This is a genomic window from Ideonella azotifigens (assembly GCF_021043325.1).
Taxonomy (GTDB): domain Bacteria; phylum Pseudomonadota; class Gammaproteobacteria; order Burkholderiales; family Burkholderiaceae_C; genus Ideonella; species Ideonella azotifigens.
The window spans coordinates 115,161-140,058 of record NZ_JAJNKD010000015.1 but is presented as its reverse complement, the minus strand read 5'-3'; the positions used below and the strand labels follow the sequence as shown (position 1 = coordinate 140,058).

23 protein-coding genes and 3 tRNA genes are annotated in these 24,898 nt (G+C 67.9%); 8 read left to right on the top strand and 18 right to left on the bottom strand.

Annotated features, from left to right (window positions below; genetic code table 11):
- Positions 1-44: 44 nt before the first annotated feature.
- The 8 genes from LRH25_RS25140 to tolB all read right to left on the bottom strand — a co-directional run bounded on the left by LRH25_RS25140 (position 45) and on the right by tolB (position 5,112).
- Positions 45-120: transfer RNA gene (locus LRH25_RS25140), tRNA-Lys, on the bottom strand.
- Positions 121-149: 29 nt separating this feature from the next.
- Positions 150-225: transfer RNA gene (locus LRH25_RS25135), tRNA-Lys, on the bottom strand.
- Between the two features lie 55 nt (positions 226-280).
- Positions 281-356, bottom strand: a tRNA-Lys gene (locus tag LRH25_RS25130).
- A gap of 16 nt (positions 357-372) precedes the next feature.
- Positions 373-1,200, bottom strand: a complete 828-nt coding sequence (locus LRH25_RS25125; RefSeq protein WP_141285981.1) for a tRNA threonylcarbamoyladenosine dehydratase — start codon at positions 1,198-1,200, stop codon at positions 373-375.
- Complete coding sequence (locus tag LRH25_RS25120) at positions 1,197-2,312, bottom strand: YeeE/YedE family protein (protein ID WP_141285983.1); 1,116 nt, start codon at positions 2,310-2,312, stop codon at positions 1,197-1,199. Before LRH25_RS25120 ends, LRH25_RS25125 begins: the two co-directional genes overlap by 4 nt.
- A 123-nt stretch (positions 2,313-2,435) precedes the next feature.
- Positions 2,436-3,212, bottom strand: coding sequence for a tol-pal system protein YbgF (gene ybgF / locus LRH25_RS25115; protein ID WP_211361310.1), 777 nt, complete (start codon positions 3,210-3,212; stop codon positions 2,436-2,438).
- 4 nt (positions 3,213-3,216) lie between these two features.
- Positions 3,217-3,765, bottom strand: a complete 549-nt coding sequence (gene pal / locus LRH25_RS25110) for a peptidoglycan-associated lipoprotein Pal (RefSeq protein WP_375140561.1) — start codon at positions 3,763-3,765, stop codon at positions 3,217-3,219.
- A 69-nt stretch (positions 3,766-3,834) separates the two neighbouring features.
- The gene (tolB, locus tag LRH25_RS25105) at positions 3,835-5,112 is read right to left on the bottom strand and encodes a Tol-Pal system beta propeller repeat protein TolB (RefSeq protein ID WP_141285985.1); all 1,278 of its coding nucleotides are present in this window, start codon (positions 5,110-5,112) and stop codon (positions 3,835-3,837) included.
- Between the two features lie 130 nt (positions 5,113-5,242).
- Here tolB and msbA point away from each other — a divergent pair, with 130 nt between their 5' ends.
- Together msbA and LRH25_RS25095 are read left to right on the top strand one after the other, a co-directional pair.
- A complete protein-coding gene (gene msbA / locus LRH25_RS25100) occupies positions 5,243-6,970 on the top strand; it encodes a lipid A export permease/ATP-binding protein MsbA (RefSeq protein ID WP_141285988.1) in 1,728 nt (575 codons plus the stop codon).
- 26 nt (positions 6,971-6,996) lie between these two features.
- On the top strand, positions 6,997-7,875 hold the full coding sequence (locus tag LRH25_RS25095; protein WP_141285989.1) for an aldo/keto reductase: 879 nt from the start codon (positions 6,997-6,999) through the stop codon (positions 7,873-7,875).
- Between the two features lie 42 nt (positions 7,876-7,917).
- Here LRH25_RS25095 and rng read toward each other — a convergent pair whose 3' ends face one another.
- From rng to LRH25_RS25050, 9 genes are read right to left on the bottom strand one after another with little or no spacing between them, the layout of a single operon-like run.
- Positions 7,918-9,414, bottom strand: a complete 1,497-nt coding sequence (gene rng / locus LRH25_RS25090) for a ribonuclease G (RefSeq protein WP_141285991.1) — start codon at positions 9,412-9,414, stop codon at positions 7,918-7,920.
- Positions 9,415-9,468: 54 nt separating this feature from the next.
- The gene (locus tag LRH25_RS25085; RefSeq protein WP_231012775.1) at positions 9,469-10,071 is read right to left on the bottom strand and encodes a Maf family protein; all 603 of its coding nucleotides are present in this window, start codon (positions 10,069-10,071) and stop codon (positions 9,469-9,471) included.
- 11 nt (positions 10,072-10,082) lie between these two features.
- Positions 10,083-11,282 carry an acyltransferase family protein gene (locus LRH25_RS25080; protein WP_231012774.1) on the bottom strand — a complete coding sequence of 400 codons (1,200 nt, stop codon included), beginning with the start codon at positions 11,280-11,282 and terminating at the stop codon, positions 10,083-10,085.
- Positions 11,283-11,333: 51 nt separating this feature from the next.
- Positions 11,334-11,801 (bottom strand): 23S rRNA (pseudouridine(1915)-N(3))-methyltransferase RlmH, encoded by a 468-nt coding sequence (gene rlmH / locus LRH25_RS25075; RefSeq protein ID WP_141288292.1) that lies wholly within the window; start codon positions 11,799-11,801, stop codon positions 11,334-11,336.
- Between the two features lie 13 nt (positions 11,802-11,814).
- Positions 11,815-12,642, bottom strand: coding sequence for a ribosome silencing factor (rsfS, locus tag LRH25_RS25070; RefSeq protein WP_141288293.1), 828 nt, complete (start codon positions 12,640-12,642; stop codon positions 11,815-11,817).
- On the bottom strand, positions 12,643-13,260 hold the full coding sequence (nadD, locus tag LRH25_RS25065; protein ID WP_141288294.1) for a nicotinate-nucleotide adenylyltransferase: 618 nt from the start codon (positions 13,258-13,260) through the stop codon (positions 12,643-12,645).
- Positions 13,257-14,180 carry an oxygen-dependent coproporphyrinogen oxidase gene (gene hemF / locus LRH25_RS25060; RefSeq protein WP_141288295.1) on the bottom strand — a complete coding sequence of 308 codons (924 nt, stop codon included), beginning with the start codon at positions 14,178-14,180 and terminating at the stop codon, positions 13,257-13,259. Before hemF ends, nadD begins: the two co-directional genes overlap by 4 nt.
- Positions 14,181-14,195: 15 nt before the next feature.
- Positions 14,196-15,485 (bottom strand): phosphoribosylamine--glycine ligase, encoded by a 1,290-nt coding sequence (purD, locus tag LRH25_RS25055; protein WP_141288296.1) that lies wholly within the window; start codon positions 15,483-15,485, stop codon positions 14,196-14,198.
- Between the two features lie 38 nt (positions 15,486-15,523).
- Positions 15,524-16,249, bottom strand: a complete 726-nt coding sequence (locus LRH25_RS25050; RefSeq protein ID WP_141288297.1) for a YebC/PmpR family DNA-binding transcriptional regulator — start codon at positions 16,247-16,249, stop codon at positions 15,524-15,526.
- 112 nt (positions 16,250-16,361) lie between these two features.
- Between LRH25_RS25050 and LRH25_RS25045 the strand changes: the two genes are divergently transcribed.
- Complete coding sequence (locus tag LRH25_RS25045) at positions 16,362-17,942, top strand: helicase HerA-like domain-containing protein (RefSeq protein WP_231012773.1); 1,581 nt, start codon at positions 16,362-16,364, stop codon at positions 17,940-17,942.
- Between the two features lie 6 nt (positions 17,943-17,948).
- Here the strand turns inward: LRH25_RS25045 and LRH25_RS25040 are convergent, their stop codons facing one another.
- Positions 17,949-18,899 (bottom strand): GAF domain-containing protein, encoded by a 951-nt coding sequence (locus LRH25_RS25040; protein ID WP_231012772.1) that lies wholly within the window; start codon positions 18,897-18,899, stop codon positions 17,949-17,951.
- Between the two features lie 160 nt (positions 18,900-19,059).
- On the opposite strand from LRH25_RS25040, the gene LRH25_RS25035 reads away from it, so the two are divergent.
- The 5 genes from LRH25_RS25035 (at position 19,060) to LRH25_RS25015 (ending at position 24,697) form a co-directional block, all read left to right on the top strand.
- Entirely contained in the window at positions 19,060-20,208 is a 1,149-nt protein-coding gene (locus LRH25_RS25035) for a sensor histidine kinase (RefSeq protein ID WP_231012771.1), read from the top strand.
- Positions 20,209-20,234: 26 nt separating this feature from the next.
- Positions 20,235-21,044 (top strand): LytR/AlgR family response regulator transcription factor, encoded by an 810-nt coding sequence (locus tag LRH25_RS25030; protein ID WP_231012770.1) that lies wholly within the window; start codon positions 20,235-20,237, stop codon positions 21,042-21,044.
- 116 nt (positions 21,045-21,160) lie between these two features.
- The gene (locus LRH25_RS25025) at positions 21,161-21,469 is read left to right on the top strand and encodes a 2TM domain-containing protein (RefSeq protein ID WP_141290341.1); all 309 of its coding nucleotides are present in this window, start codon (positions 21,161-21,163) and stop codon (positions 21,467-21,469) included.
- A 99-nt stretch (positions 21,470-21,568) separates the two neighbouring features.
- Positions 21,569-23,362, top strand: a complete 1,794-nt coding sequence (locus tag LRH25_RS25020) for a glutamine--tRNA ligase/YqeY domain fusion protein (RefSeq protein WP_141290340.1) — start codon at positions 21,569-21,571, stop codon at positions 23,360-23,362.
- A 159-nt stretch (positions 23,363-23,521) separates the two neighbouring features.
- Entirely contained in the window at positions 23,522-24,697 is a 1,176-nt protein-coding gene (locus tag LRH25_RS25015) for an acyltransferase family protein (RefSeq protein WP_231012769.1), read from the top strand.
- The last annotated feature ends 201 nt before the right edge of the window (positions 24,698-24,898 follow it).

Below are 24,898 nucleotides of genomic sequence, written 5' to 3'. Positions count from 1 at the left end.
GCACCCAGGCTTTTGACCTGGGTGCTTGTTTTCAATCTTAATTTTGGTGGGCCCTGAGTGACTCGAACACTCGACCTACGGATTAAGAGTCCGCTGCTCTACCAACTGAGCTAAGAGCCCTGGGGGTCTGCGACGACAGAAGAAAAACTTGGTGGGCCCTGAGTGACTCGAACACTCGACCTACGGATTAAGAGTCCGCTGCTCTACCAACTGAGCTAAGAGCCCCAAGCAATGCCTGGCTCCCAACAAGTTGGAAAACCAGGCACCTTCTGAAATCATCTGGTGGGTTGTGCGGGATTCGAACCCACGACCAACGGATTAAAAGTCCGCTGCTCTACCGACTGAGCTAACAACCCCCGGCAGAGCCATCTATTATGGCATGCTTTTGACGGCTTGCAACGGTTTTGCACCATCAATCGCATTTTGCGCCGGCGCAGCCAGGCACAAGGCCACCAGCTCCGCCGCCGCCGCCATGCCCACGCTGGCCGTCACCATCACCGACGAGCCATACCCGGCACAGTTCAGGCTGCCATCCACCTCGCAGGCTTCGGCCGCCTCCGGCATCAGCACCGGTTCACGCGAAAACACGCAGCGCAGGCCGATGCGGCCCTGCCGAGGCGCGCCATGCTCGCGCCGCAGCCGGTTGCGCAGCGAGGCCAGCAGCGGGTCATGCGTGACGGCGGACAAGTCCTCCACTTCCAGCCGGTGCGGCTGCCGCTTGCCACCGGCCGCGCCGCTGCAGACCATGGGCACGCGTTGCGCCAGCGCCCAGGCCGCCAGCATCGCCTTGGCCTTGACCTGGTCGCAGGCGTCGATCAGCCCGTCGATGGGGCCTGGCAACAGCGCCGGCCAGTTGCCAGGCTCGGCAAATTCCTCGACCTGGCGCACCCGGCAACCGGGATGGATGTCGGCAATGCGCTCGGCCAGGGCCTGCACCTTGGCCTGGCCCACGGTGGCGCCCACTGCCTGCACCTGCCGGTTGATGTTGGACTCGGCCACCTGGTCCAGGTCGATCAGCACCAACTCGGCCACGCCGCAGCGCGCCAGCGCCTCGGCAGCCCAGGAACCAACGCCGCCCACGCCCACGATGGCCAGCCGCAGCCCGCGCAGCCGTTGGTAGCCCGCGTCGCCATACAGCCGCCGCAGGCCGCCGAAGCGCCGCTCCAGGTCGGCTTCCAGGGGATCGGTGAGCCCGTTCATCCCATGCGCTCCACGCGCCAGCTCTGGTAGTGCAAGGCAGCCCAGGCGCCAGCCACGATGGCGGCAGTCGCCAGCACGCTGCCAACCGACAAGGTGGACAGGCCACTCAGGCCCTGCCCCACGGTGCAGCCCAGCGCCAGGATGCCGCCAGTGCCCATCAGCAGCGCGCCGACGAGGTGGTTGGCCATGTCTTCCACGCCACCGAAGCTTTCCCAGCGGAAAGTGCGCGTCGCGAGCGCGACGGCGGCCGAGCCGACGACCACGCCGATGGGCATCACCACTGCCATCGTCAGCACCTTGCTGGCGTCGCTGTACATCGTCAGCCAGTCCACCACCGCAGCCATCGGGTTCACGAAGCTGAAGGACTCCATGCCACGCGTCGACGAAGCGAGGTAGGTCGGCTCCAGCGTATCGGGGTGTTCGGCAATGAAGCCAAGGTGGCCGGAGACCCACCACATCGCTGCGACCAGCAGGCCGATGCCGGCCCCTGCCAGCACCGCGGACGGCGCGCGCCCTTCGGGCTTCAGCAGCACCCACAGCCACAGCAGCGAACCGACGGCAAGGCCCAGCACCAGACCCAGCGCCTGCCGCGTGGCACCAAAGCTGGGGCCTAGCAGCGCCGGCAGGTCCTGGCCAACCGGCAGCGTGACGGCCAGCTTGTCCAGCGTGTTGACGCGCAGCACACCGGTGATGCCACGCAGCGCGGCGAGCGCGGCGAAGGCCATCACGAAAAACACGACCAGCGACTTCAGGTTGCCGCCGCCAATGCGCACCAGCGTCTTGTTGCCGCAACCCGAAGCCAGCACCATGCCGAAGCCGAACAGCGCGCCGCCGACCAGCGTGGACAGCCACAGCAGCCGCGGCGCGGTGTAGAGCGCTCGCGCAGGGTCGATCAAGCCGAAGCCGGCCAGCAGGCCAAAGCCCATCATCGCGGTGGCAATCGCCATCACCCACATGCGGGCGCGGGTCCAGTCGCCCATGTGGAACACATCGGCCACCGCGCCCATGGTGCAGAAATGGCTGCGCTGCGCCAGCGCACCAAAGGCCACCGACAGGATGAACGTGGCCCACAGCACCTGGTGGGTCAGGGCCGGGATGTCGATTTGCTGCATGGCCGCGATTTTAGGATCCGTGCCAAACCACAACCGAAACCCAGCGACCGCCGCGGATCCGGCTCTGCCGGTCCGCCAGCGGCGCCCCCTCGAGGGGGCGCGCGTCAGCGCGTAGGGGGTGGGCTATTTCAGGGAGACGAGACGCTCCTTGGCAGCCTGAGCTGCTTCGGATTTCGGGAATTGCTTGATCAGGTCTTCCAGCGTGCGCTTGGCGGACTTGTTGTCCTTCATCTCGGCCTGGCAGTTGGCCACGGCCAGCCAGCCTTCTGGCGCGCGCACATGCTCTGGCGCACCAGCCAGGAAGGCCTTGAAGGTGACGATCGCGTCCTTGTACTGGCGCAGGCCGTATTGCGCATTGCCCAGCCAGTAGCGCGCCGAGTCGGTGTAGCCGCTGGACGGGTAGCGCTTCATCAGGCTCTGCAGACCGACAGCCGCCTTGTCGAAGTCACCGTTGCGCAGGCTGGCCATCGCGTCGTCGTAAAGCTTCTTCTCTTCCGGATCGGCGCTGAAGTCCTTGCCGTCGACCGAGACCGGCTGCGGCTCGAACTTCCTCATGCGCTCGTCCACGCCGACCTGGATGTCCTTCTGCTTGCGCTGGACTTCGGACAGGTCGCGCAGCATCTGCTCTTCCTGGCCGCGCATGCGCGCCATCTCGGCGCGCAGCTGCTCGTTCTGGCTGTTCAGGTCCAGCAGGCCTCGCTGCAGTTGCTGGACCTGGTCGGCCAGCTCCTGCAGCCGGGTGCGGAGCATTGTTTCGGTCTGGGCCTGCTTGCTGCGCAGGTCCAGGATGGCCTTGCGGGCCTCGTCGTCGTCAAACACGCCCGCATGGGCCGGCACTGCCGACAGCCACAGGCCGGACAGCGCCAGGGCGGCAGGCAGGAATTTCAGCCAGCGGGTCATGGTTTCAGCGGTCCTTCAGCTCGGCGCGGCGGTTCTTGGCCCAGGCGGCTTCGTCGCTGCCCTGCACGGCCGGACGCTCCTCACCATAGCTGACCGATTCCATCTGCCCGTCGGCCACGCCCAGCAGCGCCAGCGACTTCTGCACCGCCTCGGCGCGCTTCTGGCCCAGCGCCAGGTTGTATTCACGGCCACCGCGCTCATCGGTATGGCCTTCGATGGTCAGCTTGCGTTGCTTGCTGGCATTCAGCATCTTGGCATTGCCTTCCAGCACCGAGCGGAACTCTTCCTTGACGACAAAGCTGTCGAAGTCGAAGTACACGACCTTGCCGACGGCCGAAGCGCCCAGGTCGTTCTTGTTCAGGTCCACCGTGTTGACGCCGCTCTGCGAAGTTTGCGCGGGCGGCTGGCTGTCGACCGCTTTCGGGGTGCGGGTCTCGACCGGCGTGTCGTCCAGCTTCACGCTGGAGGCGCAACCAGCGGCCAGCAGCGTGGTTGCCAGCATGGCGCCCAGGCCGGCGCGTTGAATGGGCGAAAAGGACAGGGACTGGGACATGGAAGACTCCTTGTTGTAAGTGATGCAGCTTGTGGTGCAGCGTTGGCTCGCGAAGACTGGGCTTTGTGCTCAGCGGCCGAAGGGGCCCCAGACCGGTTCGCGAATGTCTTGCCCGCTGGTGAGCAGGCGGGTCCTGATCTTGCCATCCAATGTGGAAGTCATCAGCACTTCCTGGCCACGCGTGCGGGTGGCGTAGATCAGGAAGCGGCCGTTGGGCGAGAAGCTCGGGCTTTCGTCATCGCTGGTGTCGCTGACGGTTGTCAGGTTGCCGCTGGCCAGGTCCATGGTCATGACCTTGAAGGTGCTGCCGCCCTGGCGCTGCACAAAGGCCAGCGTCTTGCCGTCAGGGCTGATGGCCGGGCTGATGTTGTAGCTGCCGTTGAAGGTCACGCGCTCGGCATTGCCGCCATTGACCGGCTGGCGGTAGATCTGCGGCGAGCCGCCGCGGTCGCTGACGAAGTACAGCGCGCTGCCGTCCGGCGTGAAGGCCGGCTCGGTGTCGATGGCGCTGCTCTGCGTCACGCGGCGCGGCGTGCCGCCTTCGCGCGGCATCAGGAAGATCTGCGAACCGCCTTCGCGCGACAGCGTCACTGCCAGCGTCTGGCCGTCCGGCGACCAGGCCGGTGCGCTGTTCGAGCCCCGGAAGTTGGCGACTTGGCGGCGCGCCCCGGTCGAGGTGTCCTGCACATAGACCACCGGCTTGTGCGACTCGAACGAGACGTAGGCCAGTTCCTTGCCGTTGGGCGACCAGGCTGGCGAAATGATGGGCTCGCCGCTGGTGACCGCGACCTGGCCGCCTTCGCCGTCGGCATCGGCCACGCGCAGCGCGTAGCGGCCACCGCCCTTGGTCACGTAGGCGATGCGGGTCGCGAACACGCCTTTCTCGCCGGTGAGCTTCTCGTAGATCGCATCGGCAATGCGGTGAGCCGCCAGCCGCAGGTCGGGGGCAGGCACGGCCAGGCTCTGGCCACCCAGGTCGCTGCCCTTGACCACGTCCCACAGCTTGTAGCGCACGTCGAAGCGGCCGTCGGCCAGCCGGGCGACCGAGCCGGCGACCAGCGCATCCGCGCCGCGGCCACGCAGGTCGTTGAAGGACGGGCTGCCGGTTTCGTCGTGCTGGGCCGCACCGTCAACGAAGCGGAACAGGCCGCTGCGCTCCAGGTCGGCCCGGATCACCGGCGAGATGGGCTGCGAACTGTTCTCCTCGTCGCGGAAGCGCAGCAGCGCAATCGGCAGCTGGGTCGCCCCGATGCCGGCGATCTCGACTCGAAATTGGGCCAGGGCCGGCAAAGCGGCCGTGGTTCCGAGGGCGCCTAGCGCGCCCAAAGCATTACGTCTGTTCCACATGCGTAGAGGGCTCGATTCCAAAAACGCGCAACAAGTTCCATGCCGGCGTCAATTGTGGGCTGCGGCGCATTGTAGGCAGAGCAACAACGATAATCGCTGCCGGGCCCGCTCCAGGTCGCTCTCACAGAACATGACCCCTTCCTTCTTTCAGCGCCTGCGCCGCCTGGCTCCCCACTTCAAGGGTGGCCGCGGGGCCTGGGCCATCTCCATCGTGGCCTCGGTGCTCGTGGCTTCCACAGAACCAATGACCGCTGCCTTGATGAAGCCGCTGATCGACCGCGGCTTCAAGGAAGGCGCACTGCCGCTGTGGCAGGTGCCGGTGGTGGTGATCGGCCTGTTCGTGCTGCGTGGCGTGTCCGGCTTCATCTCGCAGTATTCGCTGGCCTGGGCCGCCAACCGCGGCGTGCTGTCGCTGCGCACCGCCATGTTCGACCACCTGATGAAGGCCGCGCCCGCGCTGTTTGGCAGCCGCAGCGCCAGCAGCCTGACCAACACCCTCGTTCATGAAGTGCAGGCCGGCGCGCAGCAGATGATGAACGGCATGAACACGATGGTGAAGGACTCGCTGACATTGATCGGCCTGTTCGGCTACCTGATGTATTTGAACTGGCAATTGACGCTCCTGGTCTCGGTGCTGCTGCCCGCCGTCGCCTGGGTCATGCGCAGCGTGGGCGCGCGGCTGCGCAAGCTCAGCAAGGCCAGTGCCACCGCCACCGACGAACTCGCCTACGTGGTCGAGGAAAACGTGCTGGCCTGGCGCATCGTGCGCATGCACGGTGCGGCCAGGATCGAGGCCGCGCGCTTCGAGAAGGGCAGCGAGCGCCTGCGCAGCCTGCTGCTGAAGTCGGTCGCGTCCAGCGCCAGCATCACGCCGCTGACACAGGTGCTGGCCTCGGTCGCGATGTCTGGCGTGATCGTGGTGGCGCTGTGGCATGCGCGCTCCAGCGGCGCCTCGGTCGGCAGCTTCGTCTCGTTTGTCACCGCGATGCTGATGCTGATCACGCCGATCAAGCACCTGTCGGACGTGATGGCCCCCATCACCCGTGGCCTGACCGCCCTGGAGCGCGGGCTGGACATGATCGAACACAGCCCGGCCGAGACCGGCGGCAGCTACCAGGTCGAGCGCAGCAGCGGCCACCTGCAGCTGGAAGACGTGAACCTGCGCTACCGGCCAGACCAGCCGCAGGCGCTGGACGCCGTGACGCTGGACATCCGCGCCGGCGAAACGCTGGCACTGGTCGGCCCCTCGGGCGCCGGCAAGTCCACGCTGGTGCACCTGATGCCGCGCTTCGTCGAACCCGACAGCGGCCGAGTGATGCTGGACGGCGTGCCGCTGGTCGAATGGGACGTGGGCTCGCTGCGCCGCCAGTTCGCGCTGGTCAGCCAGGACGTGGTGCTGTTCAACGACACGGTGGCCAACAACGTGGCGCTGGGCGAAGAGACCAACGTGGAGCGCGTGCGCGAAGCGCTGCGCAGCGCCAACCTGCTGGACTTCGTGATGAGCCTGCCACAGGGGCTGGACAGCCCCATCGGCCACAACGGCAGCCAGCTCTCCGGCGGCCAGCGCCAGCGCATGGCGATTGCCCGCGCGATCTACAAGGACGCGCCCATCCTGATCCTGGACGAAGCCACGTCGGCACTGGATGCCGAAAGCGAGCATCTGGTGCAGCAAGCGCTGGACCGGCTGATGCAGGGCCGCACCACGCTGGTCATCGCCCACCGGCTGGCCACCATCGAGCGTGCCGACCGCATCGTCGTGATGGACGGTGGCCGCGTCGTCGAACAAGGCAGCCACCAGCAACTGCTCGCGCAGGGCGGCCTGTACGCGCGGCTGCACGGCATGCAGTTCCGCAGCTGAAAGAACGACCCCCTTCACCGCACTCCATGAACGACCTGAAGCTCTCCCCCATCGTCGCCGGCGCCTGGCGCCTGTCCGAGTGGCAGCTCGACGTGCCGCAGCGCCTGGCCTGGATCGAGGGCTGCATCGCGCGCGGCCTGACGAGCTTCGACCATGCCGACATCTATGGCGGCTACGAGGTCGAGGCATTGTTCGGCGAGGCGCTGGCCGCAGCGCCTGGCTTGCGCGAGCGCATGCAGCTGGTCAGCAAGTGCGGCATCAAGCTGAGCACGCCGAACCGGCCCAGCCACGCGATCAAGTCCTACGACAGCTCGGCCGCGCACGTGCGCGCTTCCGTCGAAGCCTCGCTGAAGGCCTTGCACACAGACAGGCTGGACCTGCTGCTGATCCACCGCCCTGACCTGTTGCTGAACGCCGATGAACTCGCGCGCTGCTTCGAGCAGCTGCGCAGCGAGGGCAAGGTGCTGAACTTCGGTGTGTCCAATTTCACCGCCTCGCAGTTCGCGCTGCTGAACAGCCGCTTCCCACTGCTGACCAACCAGCTCGAATGCTCGCCGCTGCACCTGGACCCGCTGGACGACGGCAGCTTCGACCAGCTGCAACAGCTGCGCCTGCGCCCGATGATCTGGTCCCCGCTGGCCGGCGGCCGCCTGTTCACCGGCACCGACGAACGCTCGCTGGCCGTGCGCGCCGTGCTGGCCGACATGAGGGAACGCCTGGGCGGCGCCAGCGCCACCACGCTGGCCCTGGCCTGGCTGCTGCGCCTGCCCTGCCAACCCATCCCGGTCATCGGCTCACACCGTCTGGAAGCCGCCGACGAAGCCATGGCGGCGACCAAGCTCGAACTCAGCGCCGAAGATTGGTACCGGATCTGGATGGCCGGCGCGGGACGCGAAGTCGCCTGACATCCGACGAGGGCCGCGAGCGCGGCCCTCGTGGACAGCAAGCTACATCAGGACGATGTCGTACTGCTCCGGGTTCATCGTCGGCTCGGCGGACAGCGAGATCGGCTTCTTGATGAAGGCGGAGAGGTCGGCCAGGTGCTGGCTTTCTTCGTCCAGCAGCATCTCGACCACCGAGGCGCTGGCGAGCACGCGGAATTCCTTGGGGTCGAACTGGCGGGCTTCGCGCAGGATCTCGCGCAGGATGTCGTAGCAGACGCTGCGCGCTGTCTTGACCTGGCCGCGGCCGGCGCAGGTAGGGCATGGCTGGCACAGCATGTGGGCCAGCGATTCGCGGGTGCGTTTGCGCGTCATCTCGACCAGGCCCAGCTGCGTGAAGCCGCTGACCGTGGTCTTGGTGCGGTCGCGCCCCAGCTGCTTCCTGAATTCGCTCAGCACCGCGTTCTGGTGCTCCTCGCGCACCATGTCGATGAAGTCGACGATGATGATGCCGCCCAGGTTGCGCAGGCGCAGCTGGCGGGCAATGGCGAGTGCCGCTTCCAGGTTGGTCTTGAAGATGGTGTCGTCGAAATTGCGCGCGCCGACAAAGCCGCCGGTGTTGACGTCGACGGTGGTCAGCGCCTCGGTCTGGTCGATGATCAGGTAGCCGCCGGACTTCAGGTCCACGCGCCGCGCCAGCGCCTTGGCAATCTCTTCCTCGATGCCGAACAGGTCGAAGATCGGCCGCTCGCCGCGGTAGTGCTCCAGCTTGGCGGAAGAGGCCGGTGTGTAGGCCGTGCCAAAGGCTTTCAGCAGGTCGAACTGCTGCTGCGAATCTATGCGGATGGCCTGCGTCTGCTCGGTTGCCAGGTCGCGCAGCACGCGTTCGGCCAGGCCCAGGTCCTGGTGCAGCAGCGAGCCGGCCGGCTGGGACACCGCGCGCTGGCGGATCAGGCCCCAGGTCTTGCGCAGGTAGGCAATGTCGTCGCCCAGCTCGCTGTCGCTGGCTTCCTCGGCATTGGTGCGGAGGATGAAGCCACCGCCACCGCCTTCTTCGGGCTTGCCAACCAGCGCCTGCATGCGCGTGCGCAACTGCTCACGCGCTTCGGGCGAGCCGATCTTCTGAGAGATGCCGATGTGGTTGTCCTGCGGCAGGAAGACCAGCATGCGACCGGCCACGCTGATCTGCGTGGACAGCCGCGCGCCCTTGGTGCCGATGGGGTCCTTGATGACCTGCACCGTGAGCGTCTGGCCTTCGAAGACCTGCTTCTCGATCGGCAGCGGCGGCGCGTTGGTCCCGTCGCCGCGACCGTTGTCGCCCTTGCCGTGGTGCGGGCCGCTGCTGTGCAGGTCGGCCACGTGCAGGAAAGCGGCGCGCTCCAGGCCGATGTCGATGAAGGCGCTCTGCATGCCGGGCAGCACGCGGGCGACCTTGCCAAGGTAGACGTTGCCGACGAGGCCCCGTTCCAGCGAGCGCTCCAGGTGCAGTTCCTGCACCGCGCCGTTTTCGATGATGGCGACCCGGGTCTCTTGTGGGGACCAGTTGATCAGGATGTCGTGCATGCGTGGCGGCCGGTGGCCTGTTGGCCTGACCCTGCGGCTGCCGGCACGGCGTCGTCAGAATCGTACGCGGGCCTGGCGCAGCAGCTGGGTTGTCTCGTAAAGGGGCAAACCCATGATACCGGAGTAGCTCCCGGCGATGCGCGCGATCCAGCCGGCCAGCGAGCTCTGGATGGCATAGGCGCCGGCCTTGCCAAACGGCTCGCCACTGGCCACGTAATGGCTGAGCACTTCGACGGGGATCTCTGCAAAGCGCACGCTGGACAGGCTGAGCGCAAAGCGGCTGCGCCGGCCGTCGTGCACGCCCACGGCGGTCAACACCCGGTGGCTGCGGCCGGACAAGGCCTGCAGCGTGGCCAGCGCATGCGCCGCATCCACCGGCTTGCCGAGGATGCGCCGGCCCAGCGCGACCGTGGTGTCAGAGCACAGCACCGGCGCCGCCGGCAGCCCGCGGGCCTTCAAGCGCTCGCGCGCGGCGACCAGCTTGTTGCGTGTCACCCGCTGCACATAGTCGGCCGGCAGTTCGCCGCGCACCTCGGCCTCCAGTGCCTCGGCGTCTTCGTCCGGCGCAGGCAGCAGCAACTCGTGGCGCACGCCGAGCTGGTCCAGCAACTGGCGGCGGCGCGGGCTTTGGGAGGCGAGGTAGACAAAGGCGTGCATGACCGGCATTCTCAGGCGACGGCGCCACTCTGCCGAGAACGCGCCGCAGCACGCACTGTCCAGCGTGCGCGCAGGAACCTCAGTGCAGGTTCGCCCACCCAGCGCGACACGCCAGAGGCCAGCAACACGCTCAGCAGCAGGAAGACCGCCAGCAAGGGCAGGCGCTGGACCGGTTGCAAGGTGTCGCGCTGAAAGAACTGCAGCAGCCCGGCCAGCACCAGCACATGGAACAGGTACAGCTCGTAGCTGTGGCGGCCCAGCCAGCGCAGCGGCGTGAGCAAGCTGTCCAGCCGCCCGCGCCAACCCACGACCACCGGCTGCGGGCCTCGCGAAGCCCACAACCAGATGGCGGTGCAGCCCAGCAGCGCACTGAAGGTCCAGCCCGGATGGGCCATGAAGGACTGGCTCCACACCGCGACCATGCCTGCCACCGCCAGCCAGCGCACAGGCGCAGCCCAGCGCGCCGGCAGCCGCCAGCGCTGGCTGGCCAGCGCACACAACACGCCCGCAGCGATGGCGTCAAAGCAGGCCGGATAGGCGTAGAGGAAATCGATGTCGTTGCCTGGGTGCAGCGTGCGGTAGACCGGCCCCAGCACCAGCAAGGCAACAGCCGCCAGCGCGATCCACTGAGGCCGCTTCAGCAAGCGGCACAGCAGCGGAAACAGCAGGTAGAACGCCTCTTCGACCGACAGTGACCAGTAGACGTTCAAGCAATAGTGGAAGTAGCCCCAGCCTTCCTGCTGCATCAGCAGGTTGTGCCAGAAGCCCAGCACCGAGGCCAGCGCAATCAACCAGCGCTGCGCGGGCAGTGGCGGCCCGCGCTGGTCACTGCCGAAATACGGCAGCCCGCCGACCCAGCCCAGCAGCACGATGACTGCCAGCGCCAGCAGCAGCGGAGGCAGGATGCGGCTGGCACGCTCGACGTAGAAGCGGCGCAGGTCGATGTTCGCCAGCCCGCCATCGCGCTGCAGGACCTGGCGCGTGATCAGGAAGCCCGAGATCACGAAAAACAGCGTCACACCGTAGTTGCCGCGCAGTGTCAGCACCCCCAGCAGCGGCTTGCCGAGCAGGTCGCCCAGCGGGCTTTTCAGCAGCCCGAAGGCCAGCGTGAAGTGCAGCACCAGCACGCTGAGGATGGCCACGCCGCGCAGCGTGTCGACGCGCAGCGAACGGGAAGCATGGAACGGCAATGGCGCGGCGGCAGTGTTCAAGGCGAAGGGCAACAGCAAACGCGTCGAACACCGCGGCTCAGGCCACGCGGCTCACTCGCGGTGGTAAGGATGGCCGTTGCGCAGTGACCAGGCGCGGTACAGCGCCTCGGCCAGGAACACGCGCACAAAGGCATGCGGCAGGGTCAGGTCGGACAGGCGCAGCGTCTCGTCGGCCGTGGCCTTCAGGGCCGGGTCCAGGCCATCAGGACCGCCAACGAAAAACACCACGTCGCGCCCGTCACCCAACCAGAACTCGAAACGACGCGCGAGCTCCGCGGTGGTCAGGCGGGTGCCGCGCTCATCGAGGATGACGCGGCGGGCACCTTTGGGGCAGGCCGCTTCCAGGCGCGAGGCCTCGGCGGCCATCAGCTGCTCGGTGCTCTTGCCACCGCGCGGCTCGGCCTTGACGGCCCTCAGCTCCAGCTTCGCATCGGCCGGGAAACGCTTGGCGAAGTCCTCGTAGGCCACGTCAGCCCAGGCCGGCTGGCGCTGGCCGACGGCGGCAAGCACGAGGCGCATCAGGCGCTGCGGCTCAGCGCGCGGTCTTGCGCGGTGCGGCCTTCTTGGCCGGCGCCGCCTTCTTTGCGGCAGCCTTCACAGGTGCGGCCTTGGCAGGCGCAGCCTTGGCTGGCGCCCGCGTGGCGCTCTTGGCAGGCAACTTGCCGGCAGTCTTGATGACACCCTTCTTGGCGGCCACCGGCTTGACGACCAGGGTCTTGACCGGCGTGGCCTTGGCAATGGCCTTCTTGGTTGCGTCCTTGGCGGCCGTCTTCCTGGCTTCTGCCTTGGCGGCTGCAGCCTTGGCCACGGCCTTGGCACTGGGCATGGGCTCCGGCCGTGCTTCCGGCTTGGCCAGCTTGCCGCTGCTGGTCTTGCGGGCCGGGCGGGACGTGGGCGTCGCCAGCGCTTCGGCCTTGGCCGAGGCCTTCTTCGGCTTGGCGGTCTTCACCGGCTTCGCAACCGGTTCATCGTCCTCTTCTTCCTCTTCGGAAGCCTTGACCAGCGAGACCTGGCTGCTGCCAAGCTTGATCTTGACCGGCTTGCCGCCCCAGATCTCTTCGAGGCGGTAGTAGTCGCGAATGGCTGGCTGCATGATGTGGGCGACAGCGGCGCCGCAGTCCACGATGATCCATTCGCCGTTGTCTTCACCCTCGGTACGCAGCACCTGCAGGCCTTGGCGCTTGACCGATTCGCGCACGCTGGAAGCGAGCGCCTTGGTCTGGCGGTTGCTGGTGCCCGAGGCCACGATGACACGCTCGAACAGCGGCGACAGGTGCTCGGTGTTGAAGACCACGATGTCCTGGGCCTTCACATCTTCGAGGCCATCGACGATGGCGCGTTGCAGTTTGCGGATGTCCATTCAGCGGCCGGGGGGCGCCCGGTAGAGGAGGTGTTGATCAATATAGCGCGCCACCGCCTCACCGACCAGCGGTGAAACCGGCTGCCCGGCAGCGATGCGTTCGCGGATGCCGGTGGCGCTGATGTCGGTACGGGGCAGCGGCAGCACGTTCATGGCGTGTGCCAGGCCCGACCAGGCGGCCGGCGGACTGGGGGTTCGGCCCTCGCGAGCAGCGACGGCAAATGAGACCAGGGAGCGCAATTGTGCCGCATCCCGCCAGGTGTCGAGTCTGGCGTACTGATCCTGACCGATCACCAGCACCAGCTCGGCCTCTGGAAACTCGGCTTTCAGTTCGCGCGCCGTGTCCACCGTGTAGCTCGGCCCTTGACGCTGCAGCTCGCGCAAATCCAGTGTTTGCCGCGGCTCGTCAGCCATCAACAGCCGCACCATCGCCGCCCGGTCTTCCGCTGGCGCCAGCGCGCCAGCGGGCTTCTGCCAGGGCGCGCCGGCCGGCAGCCAGCGCAACTCATCCAGTTGCAGCGACTGCACCGCGACACGGGCCAGCGTCAGATGCGCCAAATGCGGCGGATTGAAGCTACCGCCGAACAGGCCGATCCTGAGGGCCCGTCGGCGCGTCACAGCGCCTCGTCGGCCCAGTCCCGCGGCCGCAAGAAATCGCTGTACAGCTTGGCCTCGGCGGTGCCGGCTTCAGGCGCCCAGTCGTAACGCCAATTCGCCATCGGCGGCATGGACATCAGGATGGCCTCGGTGCGGCCGCCGGACTGCAGGCCGAACAGGGTGCCGCGGTCCCACACCAGGTTGAACTCGACGTAACGCCCGCGCCGATAGGCCTGGAAATCGCGCTCGCGCTCGCCGTAGGGCATGTCGCGGCGGCGCTGCAGAATGGGCTCGTAGGCGGCGAGGAAGGCATCGCCGACGGCGCGTGTCATCGCGAAGCTCTGCTCGAAGCCCAGCTCGTGGAAGTCGTCGAAAAAGACGCCGCCAATGCCGCGTGGCTCCTGCCGGTGCTTGAGGAAGAAGTACTCGTCGCACCACTGCTTGAAGCGCGGGTACAGCGCGTCGCCGAACGGCGCCAATGCGTCGCGGCACGTGCGGTGGAAGTGTGCCGCATCCTCTTCGAAGGCGTAGTACGGCGTGAGGTCCATGCCACCACCGAACCACACCACCGGCTCGCGGCCCTCGGGCTTGGCGACGAAGCAGCGCACGTTCATGTGCACCGTCGGCACAAACGGGTTGCGCGGGTGGAAGACCAGCGACACGCCCATGGCCTCGAACGGCGCACCCGCCAGTTCGGGCCGGTGCGCGCTGGCCGAAGGCGGCAACTGCTGGCCCTGCACATGGCTGAAGTTGCAGCCACCGCGCTCCATCAGCTGGCCTCCTTCGATCAGGCGCGAAATGCCGTCGCCGGTCAAACGGGCACCAGGCTCGCGCTGCCAGGCATCCGTCAGGAAAACCTGGCCTTCGAGCTCACCGAACCGGCCCACGATACGGGCCTGGAGGTCCAGGAAGTAGCGGCGCAATGCCTGCGTGTCGACCAAACGATGGCTCCCGGTTCAACGCTTGATCGCGCGGTGGCCGATGTCGGTGCGCCACTGCGCGCCGTCGAAGGCAATGCCCTGCATCAGCTCGTAGGCGCGCTGCTGCGCGGTGCGCGCCGAGTCGCCCAGCGCGGTCACGCACAGCACGCGGCCGCCGGAGGTCAGGGTCTGGCCGTCCTTGGCCACCGTGCCGGCATGGAAGACCATGCCGTCTTCGGTGCCGGCGGCGTTGGCCGGCAGGCCGGTGATGGCGTCGCCCTTGCGCGGCTCGGCCGGGTAGTTGGCGGCAGCCATCACCACGCCCAGCGCGAAGCGGCGGTCCCATTGCAGCGTGACCTGGTCCAGCGTGCCATCCGTGGCATGCAGCATCACGTCGACCAGGTCGCTCTTGAGCCGCATCATGATGGGCTGGGTTTCCGGGTCGCCCATGCGGGTGTTGAACTCCAGCGTCTTGACCTGGCCGTCGGGCGAGATCATCAGCCCGGCGTAGAGGAAACCGGTGAACGGAATGCCGTCTTTCGCCATGCCGGCTATCGTCGGCAGGATGACCTCGTGCATCGCGCGGGCATGCACGTTGGGCGTGACGACGGGGGCCGGCGAATAGGCGCCCATGCCGCCGGTGTTCGGTCCGGTGTCGCCATCGCCAATGCGCTTGTGGTCCTGGCTGGTGGCCAGCGGCAGCACGTTCTTGCCGTCGCACAGCACGATGAAGCTGGCTTCTTCGCCCAGCAGGAATTCCTCGATCACGACCCGCGCGCCGCCCGCGTTGTGCACCACGCCCAGCCCGTTGCCTTCCAGCATGAAGTCGATCGCCTCGTGCGCCTCGGCCAGCGACATGGCCACGACCACGCCCTTGCCGGCCGCCAGGCCGTCGGCCTTGACGACGATGGGCGCGCCGATCTTGTCGACGTAGGCGTGCGCCTGGGCGGCATCGGTGAAGGTGCCGTAGGCTGCGGTGGGAATCGCGTGCCGCTGCATGAAGTCCTTGGCGAAGGCCTTGGAGCTTTCGAGCTGGGCGGCGGCCCTGGTCGGGCCGAAGATGCGCAGGCCGCGGGCGCGGAAGATGTCAACCACGCCCTGGGACAGCGGCGCTTCGGGGCCAACCACCGTCAGGCCGACCTTTTCCTTCTGCGCGAAGTCGGCCAGCGCCGTGGGGTCGGTGATGGGCACGTTGGTCAGGCGCTTGTCCAGCGCGGTACCGCCGTTGCCGGGTGCCACGAAGACATGCTGCACCTTCTGGCTTTGCGCCAGTTTCCAGGCCAAAGCGTGTTCACGGCCGCCGGAGCCGATGACGAGGATGTTCATGATGGGTGGGCCGTCTTTTCTGATTGTTTTTCTGGAATTTACTGCTCGAGTTCGGCGTTGTGATAGACCTCCTGGACATCGTCCAGGTCCTCGATCACGTCCAGCAGCTTCTGCATGCGCTCGGCATCGTCGCCGCTCAATGCAATGGTGTTTTCGGCCCGCATCGTGACCTCGGCAATCTCGGGCTTCAGGCCGGCGGCCTCCAGCGCGTTCTTGACCGCCTCGAATTCGGTCGGCGGCGTCAGCACCTCGATGGCGCCGTCGTCGTCGGTGATGACGTCATCGGCGCCGGCTTCCAGCGCCACTTCCATGACCTTGTCTTCCGACACGCCCGGCGCGAACACCAGCTGGCCGCAGTGCTTGAACTGGAAGGCCACCGAGCCTTCGGTGCCCATGTTGCCGCCGTACTTGCTGAACGCGTGGCGCACATCGGCCACGGTGCGCACGCGGTTGTCGGTCATGCAGTCGACGATGATGGCCGCGCCGCCAATGCCGTAGCCCTCGTAGCGGATTTCCTCGTAGTTCACGCCTTCGAGGTTGCCCGTGGCCTTGTCGATGTTGCGCTTGACCGTGTCGACCGGCAGGTTCACCGCCTTGGCCTTTTCGACCGCCAGCCGCAGCCGCGGGTTGGCCGAGACATCGCCGCCGCCCAGCCGGGCCGCGACCATGATCTCACGGATGACCCGCGTCCAGGCCTTGCCCCGCTTTTCGTCCTGACGACCTTTGCGGTGTTGGATATTGGCCCATTTCGAGTGCCCAGCCATGACAGAGTTCTCCTGCGCCCGGGCACGCCAAAGCCGACCCGGGGCATTTCAAGTTTCTTGGATAGACTGAGATTTTACTTGGTGGCCTGTCGGCCGCCACGAGGAGACTTCGATGGCCGACCCTCTGCTCGTCGCGCAACACGGCGACACCCGCTGCGAACTGCTGCCCGAGCTGGCCAACCGCCACGGCCTGATCACCGGCGCCACCGGCACCGGCAAGACCATCACGCTGCAAACCCTGGCCGAGGGTTTCTCCCGCATCGGCGTGCCGGTCTTCATGGCCGACGTGAAGGGCGACCTGACCGGCATCAGCCAGGCCGGCAGCCTGAGCCCCAAGCTTGCCGCCGTGCTGAAGGAACGTGGCCTGGACGCACCGGCATCTGTCGCCTGCCCCACCACGCTGTGGGACGTGTTCGGCGAGCAGGGCCACCCGGCGCGCGCCACCATCAGCGACATGGGGCCGCTGCTGCTGGCCCGCATGCTGGCACTCAACGAGACCCAGGCCGGTGTGCTGAACCTGGTCTTCAAGATCGCCGACGACCAAGGCCTCTTGCTGCTGGACCTGAAGGACCTGCGCGCGATGCTGCAGCACGTGGGCGACAACGCTTCGCAGTTCACGACCGAGTACGGCAACGTCAGCGCCGCGTCCATCGGCGCGATCCAGCGCGGCCTCCTGCAGATCGAACAGCAAGGCGGCGACCAGTTCTTCGGCGAGCCGATGCTGAACATCGCGGACTTCATGCAGACATCCGATGGCCTTGGCGTCATCAACATCCTGTCGGCCGACAAGCTGATGAACGCGCCGAGGCTCTACGCCAGCTTCCTGCTGTGGATGCTGTCCGAGCTGTTCGAGACGCTGCCCGAGGTCGGCGACCTCGAAAAACCCAAGCTGGTCTTCTTCTTCGACGAGGCCCACCTGCTGTTCAAGGACGCACCGGCGGCGCTGGTCGAGCGCATCGAGCTGGTGGTCCGCCTGGTGCGCTCCAAGGGCGTGGGCGTTTATTTCGTGACCCAGAACCCGCTGGACGTGCCCGACAGCGTGCTGGGCCAGCTCGGTAACCGGGTGCAGCACGCGCTGCGCGCCTTCACGCCGCGCGACCAGAAGGCCGTCAAGAGCGCCGCCGAAACCATGCGTGCCAACCCCGGGCTGGACATTGCAACAGCCATCACCGAGCTGGGCGTGGGCGAAGCGCTGATCAGCTTCCTGGACGCCAAAGGCCGGCCCTGCGTGACGGAACGCGTCTTCGTGCTGCCACCCGGCGGCCAGATCGGCCCGATCACGCCGGCCCAGCGCCAGGCGCTGCGCGAGGGCTCGCTGGTGGCGGGTGTCTACGAAACCGCGTTGGACCGGGAGTCGGCCTACGAGAAGCTGCGCGGCGGTGCCGAGGCGTCGCCGGCGCCGGGTGCCAGGCCCACGGCCACCAACATGCCCGCGCCGACTGCCGGCCAGCCCGCGCCTGGGCAAGCGCCCGCCGAGGCCCAGGGCCCTGGCTGGATGGACGGCATGAAGGAAGGCCTCAGCGACCTGCTGTTCGGCTCGACCGGCCCACGCGGCGGCCGGCACGACGGGCTGGCGCAGACCGTTGCCAAGTCCGCCGTGCGCACCATCGGCTCCAGCGTCGGCCGGGAGATCGTGCGCGGCGTGCTGGGCTCCATCCTGGGCGGCGCCACGGCCAGCCGGCGGCGTCGCTGAACCGCGTCAGAAATACAGCGCCACGACCTCGCTGATCAGGTCGCCGCTGGCACCCGCCTGCACCAGCGGGATGGCGACCACGGTGCGCAGCCCGGCCGCGTCCAGCTCGCCGGCCAGCGCCTGGCCTGCCGGTTCCGGGCTGGTGCAGACCTGGACCACGCCGGTGGACAGCGCCCGGCCAATGGCGCCCAGCGCCTGCAGCGGCAGGCTTTCGGTGGGCAGACTGCCGCGTGCCTCGCAAAAGCCGAAGCCGCGCTGCAGCATCAGCCCGTCGGTATCCGGCAGCCAGCCTTCGATGCGCCGCGCAATCGGCGTGGCCGGCGAAGACAGCAGGCTCAACACCCAGGTGTGCGCCGGGTCCCGGCCAGCGCAAGGCAACGCCAGGCCGCTCACCAGCCCGGCATCGGCTGCGGCCTGCGCACGCAGGAAGTGCGCAGCATCGAGCTGCTCCATGAAAACCGCCTGCTCGCGCTGCCAGGCCAGGCCGGGCAGGCCGCTGCCTCGCGGCAGGAAGGCGTCGCGGGCCAGTGCCTCCAGCGCTGTGCCCGCGGTGTCGCCACCGAAAATGCCGTCATCCAGCCTCAGGTCGGAGGTGATGCGCGGATCGTTGTGCCAGAGCTCGATCGCACCGGCCTGGGCCTGGACCTCGCCGCACAACAGCACCAGCACCGAGCTGAGCGCCCCGTTCAGGAACACCGGCAGCGCCAGCGCGCAACTCAGGCCGCCGGCCCGCGCCGCGTCGATGCGGCGGAAATAGCTGCCCTCGAACTGCCGCAGCAGCAAAGGCCGGCCTTCCTCCCAGGCCCGGCCGGGCAGGCCTTCGTCCCGGCCGAAACACATCTCCCGGCTGATCCGGCCAAACGCCGGTGCGTTGTCGAACCACCCATCGGCCAACTCAAGTACACCGCCATCGACCGAGGGCACCCAGACTTCTGCGACGCGAATGAAGGTGTTCATGCAGCTGACCCAAGCAAGCTGCGCACCCGAACAGCCGCAATCGGCACTGCCGGCGCTCCGCAGCCGCATTTCGCGCCTCGCCCGGCCGCGTTCGCGCGCCATGGCGGCCAGCCGTCGCACCGCAGTTGCCGGCCAGCGCCCCCGCTGCAGAATCGCCCCCATGCCCTTGCCCGATGCCTCCCCCGCAGCCCCCTCGCCCATCCCGCGCACCTGGTTCGCCGAGTTGCTGCAAGCCTGCCGCCACGTGCACCTGAGCACACAGCTCTTCTGCGTGCTGATTGCCGGTTTCCTGACACTGACCGGCTCGTCCTTCTGGGTGGCATTGGTGTATTCGCTGCTGATCGGCAATCTCTGCTCGATCCTGATCAACCTTGGCCGCTACGGCCTGGCACGCTGGCGGCTCTCGCTGCCCGGGCCGCATCCGCCTGCCTTGCGCGAGGGCTGGCCAGGCTGGGGCTGGATGGTGCCGCTGGTGCTGGCGGGTGGCGCAGGCGGCTACATCCTGGGCTCCCAGATCGCCGACCTGCTGACCGGCCAGCAAAGCGTGATGCCCTGGCGCGGCTCGTGGCGGGCCTGGTCGGCCGTGCTGGCGCTGTCCATGATCGCGGCCTTGGTGGGAACCTGGTTCTTCTACACCCGAGGACGGCTGGCCGCGGCCGAGGCCCAGGCGGCGCAGGTCGGCCGGCTGGCGGCCGAGACCCAGCTGCGGCTGCTGCAGAGCCAGCTGGAGCCGCACATGCTGTTCAACACGCTGGCCAACCTGCGCGCACTGATCTCGCTCGACCCGGCCCAGGCCCAGGCCATGCTGGACCGGCTGATCGACTTCCTGCGCGCCACGCTGAACGCCAGCCGCACCGATGCCCATCCGCTATCAGCCGAGTTCGACCGCCTGGCCGACTACCTCTCGCTGATGCAGATGCGCATGGGCAGCCGGCTGCGCACCGAGCTCTCGCTGCCGCCCGAGCTGGCCACCTTGCCAGTGCCGCCGCTGCTGCTGCAGCCACTGGTGGAAAACAGCATCAAGCACGGCCTGGAACCCCAGCGCCGCGGCGGCCTGCTTTCGGTGCAGGCGCGTCGCGAGGACGGCACGCTGGTCCTGACCGTGCGCGACGATGGCCGTGGCCTGGCAGCCGCCCGCGCCGCCGCCGAGACCGACCCCACTGCCACGCGCGGCACCGGCTTCGGCACGGCCCAGGTGCGCGAGCGCATGGCCACGCTGTACGGCGAGCGCGGCCAGTTCGAACTCACCGAGCATCCCGATGGCGGCACGCTGGCCACGCTGCACCTCCCGCTCCCCAGTGGCACCTGAACCCTCTCCTTTTGACAAAGCTGACCATGCCCCTCACCGCCCTGATCGCCGAAGACGAACCACTGCTGGCCCAGGCCCTGGCCGCCGAGCTGGCCCGCGCCTGGCCCGCACTGCAGTTGCTGCCACCCGCCATCGATGGCGACGACGCCGTGGAGCGTGCGCTGGCCGACACACCCACGCTGCTGTTCCTGGACATCCGCATGCCCGGCCGCACGGGGCTTGAGGCTGCGCAGGCCATCGTCGAGGACTGGCCGGCCAACAAGCCGTTGCCGCTGATCGTCTTTGTCACCGCCTATGACCAGTACGCACTGCAGGCCTTCGAAGCCAGCGCGGTGGACTATGTGCTCAAGCCCGTGCAGCCGGCGCGCCTGCTCGCCACCTGCGAGCGGCTGCAGGCCCTGCTGGCGCAGCGTGAGCCGGCCGCGGCCGATGCCGCAGCCACCTCGTCCGACGAAGCGCTGCTGGCCCGGCTGCGCGGCCTGCTGGGCGGCACCGAAACGCCAGCCGCAGCGCCACTGCAGCTGATCCAGGTGGGGGTGGGCAGCAGCATCCACATGGTGCCCATCGACGAGGTCGTCTACTTCGAGGCGGCCGACAAGTACGTGCGCGTGCTGACCGCCACGCACGAGCACCTGATCCGCATGTCGCTGCGTGAACTGCTGCCGCAGCTGGACACCCAGCGCTTCTGGCAGGTGCACCGCGGCACCGTGGTGCGCGCCAGCGCCATCAGCCAGGCGCAGCGCGACGAAGCCGGCCGGCTGCATCTGCTGCTGCGCGGCCGGCCGGAGCAATTGATCGTCAGCCGCCTGTACGCGCCGCGCTTCAAGAGCATGTGAGGCCAGTCCGGCGGCAATTCACGCCCGCTGGCGACCGGCCGTCGCATGCCGCTGGACGCAGGCCTGCGGCAGCCTGAAGATCAGCCCATCGACACCCCGCCTCACCGGAGACACTCATGCGAGACCGTGACCGCGACACCACTTCCGACAACCCCGAAGACGCACTGATGCGCCAGGCCAGGCGCCGGGTGCGGCTCAAGACCGGCTTCCTGACCCACCTGCTGGTCTACGTGCTGGTCAACCTCGGGCTGTTCCTGCTGAATGCCAGCACGGGCGGCGCGCACTGGCACCAGTTCCCGTTGTTCGGCTGGGGCATCGGGCTGGCGATCCACGGCATCGTGACCTTCTTCTCACTGACCGGCGACGACTGGCGCCAGCGCATGCTGGACAACGAAGTGCGGCGGCTACGAGAACGTCAGCGCTGAAGACCGGGCGGCGCGCAGGGCGAGCGCCGCCTACAATGGCTCGCTTCTGTGGCCGCCCTGTTGCGGCTGCGCGAACCCCTTGATAACAAAGCGCTTTTCATGAGCGATGCCAAGCACGCCCCGTCCGCCGAGCCCGTCAAGCCGGCGAATTTTTTGCGCGCCATCATTGAGCGTGATCTCGAGGCCGGCACCTATGCCCAGCGCCCCTTCGGCGGCCAGCCTGGCGATGCCGCCCTGCACGCTGCAGGCCAGCCCGACCCGGCCCGCGTGCGGCTGCGCTTCCCGCCCGAGCCCAACGGCTACCTGCACGTCGGCCATGCCAAGAGCATCTGCCTGAACTTCGGCCTGGCGCGGGACTACGGCGGCGTCTGCCACCTGCGATTCGACGACACCAATCCGGAGAAGGAAGAGCAGGAATACGTCGACGCCATCGAGGAGATGGTCAAGTGGCTGGGCTGGGACTGGGACGCCTTCGGCACCGCCCACCTTTACTACGCCAGCAACTACTTCGACTTCATGTACCGCGCCGCCGAGTACCTGATCTCGCAAGGCCTGGCCTACGTGGACGAGCAGAGCGCCGACCAGATGCGCGCGAACCGCGGCGACTTCACGACGCCCGGCACCAACAGCCCGTTCCGCGACCTGCCTGTCGAACACCACCTGGGCCGCTTCCGCGAGATGCGTGCCGGCCAGCACCCGGACGGCGCGATGGTGCTGCGGGCCAAGATCGACATGGCCTCGCCCAACATCAACCTGCGCGACCCGGCCCTCTACCGCATCCGCCGCGCCACGCACCACAACACCGGCGACCAGTGGTGCATCTACCCGATGTATGCCTATGCGCATCCGATCGAGGACGCACTGGAGCGCATCACGCACAGCATCTGCACGCTGGAGTTCGAGGACCAGCGCCCGTGGTACGACTGGCTGCTGGAGCGTTTGGCAGAAGGCGGCCTGCTGTCGCACCCGCTGCCCAAGCAGTACGAGTTCGGCCGGCTGAACCTCAGCTACGTCATCACCAGCAAGCGCAAGCTCAAGCAGCTGGTCGATGAAAAGCACGTCGAAGGCTGGGACGACCCGCGCATGCCCACGCTGGCCGGCATGCGCCGCCGTGGCTACACGCCGGCGTCCATCCGCAAGATGGCCGACGATTCCGGCGCCAGCAAGAGCAACATCTGGCTGGACTACTCGGTGTTGGACATTGCGCTTCGCGCCGATCTGGAAGAGCAGGCCCCGCGCGCGATGGCCGTGATCGACCCCGTGGCGCTGAAGCTGACAAACTACGCCGAAGTCTTCGGCAGCGACAGCTTCCACGAGCCCTGCCATGCCCCTGCCCACCCGCACAAGCCCGAGCTCGGCCAGCGCCAGTTCAGCCTGGGCCCGCAGCTGTGGATCGAGCGTGACGACTTCGCCGAAGTGCCGGCCAAGGGCTTCTTCCGCTTGTTCCCTGGCAACAAGGTGCGGCTGAAGTACGGCGTGATCATCGAGTGCACCGGCTGCGAGAAGGATGCCGACGGCAAGGTCACGGCCGTGACCGCCACCGTGGTCCCCGACACCAAGAGCGGCACGCCGGGCGCCGACAGCGTCAAGGTCAAGGGCACGATCACCTGGATTGGCGCGCACGAGGCCGTGGCCTGCGAGATGCGCCTGTTCGACCGCCTCTTCACCGAGGCCCAGCCGGACGCCGGCGGCCGGGATTTCCTCACCGTGCTGAACCCGAACAGCAAGCATGTGCTGCGCAGCTACCTGGAGCCTGGCCTGGCCGGCGCCAAGCCGGACGACAAGTTCCAGTTCGAGCGCCATGGCTACTTCGTCGCCGACCGCAAGGACCACCGCGCCGACGCGCCGGTGTTCAACCGCATTGCCGGCCTGAAGGACAGCTGGGCCCGCTGAAAGCGCGCCTGACGGCCTTGCGTGACCGGCCGATGCCGGTCGCGGCCATCTCCCTTTGATCCCAAGCCTTGCCGCGCCATCACCGGCGCGACCGGGCTTTGCATTGCGCCACGGCCCACGAGGTCGACGCGCCGTGCGCGCCTGCTTCCATTGCCGCCCATGTCCCGAGTTACCGCACTGCCGGCATGCACTGCTGCCGGCCAAGGCCTGCCGCTGATCACGCTGGGCAAGGCCATCGCCTCGCAGCTGATCGTCTGGCATCACCTGGCCATCTACAGCCCGATGCGCGCCGTGGTCGACCCGTTGGCGCCCGAGCTGTTCGCCTGGCTGGCCAACCCCGCGCGCATGGCCGTGCAGGTCTTCCTGGTGATGGCCGGCTTCCTCGCCGCGCGCTCGCTGCTGCCCTCGCCTGGCGCGCCTGCCAGCCTGGGCCTGCCCGAGCTGCCAGGCAAGCTGCTGCAGCGCTATCGCCGGCTGGTGCCGCCCTGCCTGGTCGCAATGCTGCTGGCCATCCTCAGCGCCGCGCTGGCCCGCAGCTTCAGCGACGACCCGCAACTGCCCGGCGCGCCCACCGCCATGCAACTGCTGGCCAATGTGCTGCTGCTGCAGGACATCCTCGGCGAGGAGGCGCTCAGCGCCGGGCTCTGGTATGTCGCCATCGACCTGCAGCTGTTTGCCATGCTGCTGGCCGTGCTGGGCCTGCGCTGCTGCATGCCAGCACGCTGGCGCGCAGCGCTGACGCTGCTGAGCGTCGCCGGGCTGGCCGCGCTGTCCTGGCTGCTGCTGAACCGCGACCCGCACTGGGACGCCTGGGCGCCCTACTTCTTTGGCGCCTACGGCGCGGGCCTGCTGGCTGCCTGGGTGCGCCAGGCACAGGCAGGCTGGGCACGCCGCTGCGCCTGGCTGGCACTGGCCGCGCTGGTCGCCATCAGCCTGTCACTGGCCTGGCGCGACCGGGTGCTGCTGGCAGGGCTTTGTGCGCTGGCGCTGGCCCTGCCGCCGGAAGGCCGCGGCGCCGGTTCCTGGCTGCGCGCGCTGCCGCAACGGCTCGCGCAACTGCCGGCGATCAGCTGGCTCGCCAGGGTGTCGTACAGCGTGTTCCTGGCGCACTACCCGGTCTGCCTGCTGGTCGGTGCGCTGGTCGCCTGGGCCTGGCCCGAGGCTTTGCTGCTGAACAGCCTGGGGCTGCTGGCCGCCTGGTCGCTGAGCCTGCTGATCGGCTGGCTGCTGCACCTGAAGGTGGAACTGCCGGCGTTGCGCAGCGGTGGCTCACGGACTGCGCCAGCCCACACGCAGGCCGAGCCCGCATGGGCCGGCGCCAGGGTCACGCGCTGAGCCGATGCGGCCCGCCGAGTCGCCCAGGCGACAACGCGTGACACAAAAAGTGACGGCACCAAAGCGTCACACAGGCAACACTCTAGGGGGTTGACACCACCCTAAGGTCTTTCCCGAGGTGGGAAACCTCGCGTGAGAGGCTTGCAACAAGCCTCTGTGCTGCGTTGCGCGCAACTTACACAATGAAGTCTGATCAACAGG

Coding starts and splice junctions, on each gene's coding strand:
- LRH25_RS25095 (WP_141285989.1), top strand. CDS start 6,997: ATGAACGACCTGAAGCTCTCCCCCATCGTCGCCGGCGCCTGGCGCCTG.
- LRH25_RS25120 (WP_141285983.1), bottom strand. CDS start 2,312: ATGCAGCAAATCGACATCCCGGCCCTGACCCACCAGGTGCTGTGGGCC.
- LRH25_RS25040 (WP_231012772.1), bottom strand. CDS start 18,899: ATGAACACCTTCATTCGCGTCGCAGAAGTCTGGGTGCCCTCGGTCGAT.
- rlmH (WP_141288292.1), bottom strand. CDS start 11,801: ATGCGCCTCGTGCTTGCCGCCGTCGGCCAGCGCCAGCCGGCCTGGGCT.
- LRH25_RS25030 (WP_231012770.1), top strand. CDS start 20,235: ATGCCCCTCACCGCCCTGATCGCCGAAGACGAACCACTGCTGGCCCAG.
- LRH25_RS25025 (WP_141290341.1), top strand. CDS start 21,161: ATGCGAGACCGTGACCGCGACACCACTTCCGACAACCCCGAAGACGCA.
- ybgF (WP_211361310.1), bottom strand. CDS start 3,212: ATGACCCGCTGGCTGAAATTCCTGCCTGCCGCCCTGGCGCTGTCCGGC.
- pal (WP_375140561.1), bottom strand. CDS start 3,765: ATGTCCCAGTCCCTGTCCTTTTCGCCCATTCAACGCGCCGGCCTGGGC.
- purD (WP_141288296.1), bottom strand. CDS start 15,485: ATGAACATCCTCGTCATCGGCTCCGGCGGCCGTGAACACGCTTTGGCC.
- LRH25_RS25085 (WP_231012775.1), bottom strand. CDS start 10,071: ATGCACGCCTTTGTCTACCTCGCCTCCCAAAGCCCGCGCCGCCGCCAG.
- LRH25_RS25015 (WP_231012769.1), top strand. CDS start 23,522: ATGTCCCGAGTTACCGCACTGCCGGCATGCACTGCTGCCGGCCAAGGC.
- tolB (WP_141285985.1), bottom strand. CDS start 5,112: ATGTGGAACAGACGTAATGCTTTGGGCGCGCTAGGCGCCCTCGGAACC.
- LRH25_RS25050 (WP_141288297.1), bottom strand. CDS start 16,249: ATGGCTGGGCACTCGAAATGGGCCAATATCCAACACCGCAAAGGTCGT.
- LRH25_RS25020 (WP_141290340.1), top strand. CDS start 21,569: ATGAGCGATGCCAAGCACGCCCCGTCCGCCGAGCCCGTCAAGCCGGCG.
- rsfS (WP_141288293.1), bottom strand. CDS start 12,642: ATGGACATCCGCAAACTGCAACGCGCCATCGTCGATGGCCTCGAAGAT.
- LRH25_RS25035 (WP_231012771.1), top strand. CDS start 19,060: ATGCCCTTGCCCGATGCCTCCCCCGCAGCCCCCTCGCCCATCCCGCGC.
- LRH25_RS25125 (WP_141285981.1), bottom strand. CDS start 1,200: ATGAACGGGCTCACCGATCCCCTGGAAGCCGACCTGGAGCGGCGCTTC.
- msbA (WP_141285988.1), top strand. CDS start 5,243: ATGACCCCTTCCTTCTTTCAGCGCCTGCGCCGCCTGGCTCCCCACTTC.
- rng (WP_141285991.1), bottom strand. CDS start 9,414: ATGCACGACATCCTGATCAACTGGTCCCCACAAGAGACCCGGGTCGCC.
- LRH25_RS25045 (WP_231012773.1), top strand. CDS start 16,362: ATGGCCGACCCTCTGCTCGTCGCGCAACACGGCGACACCCGCTGCGAA.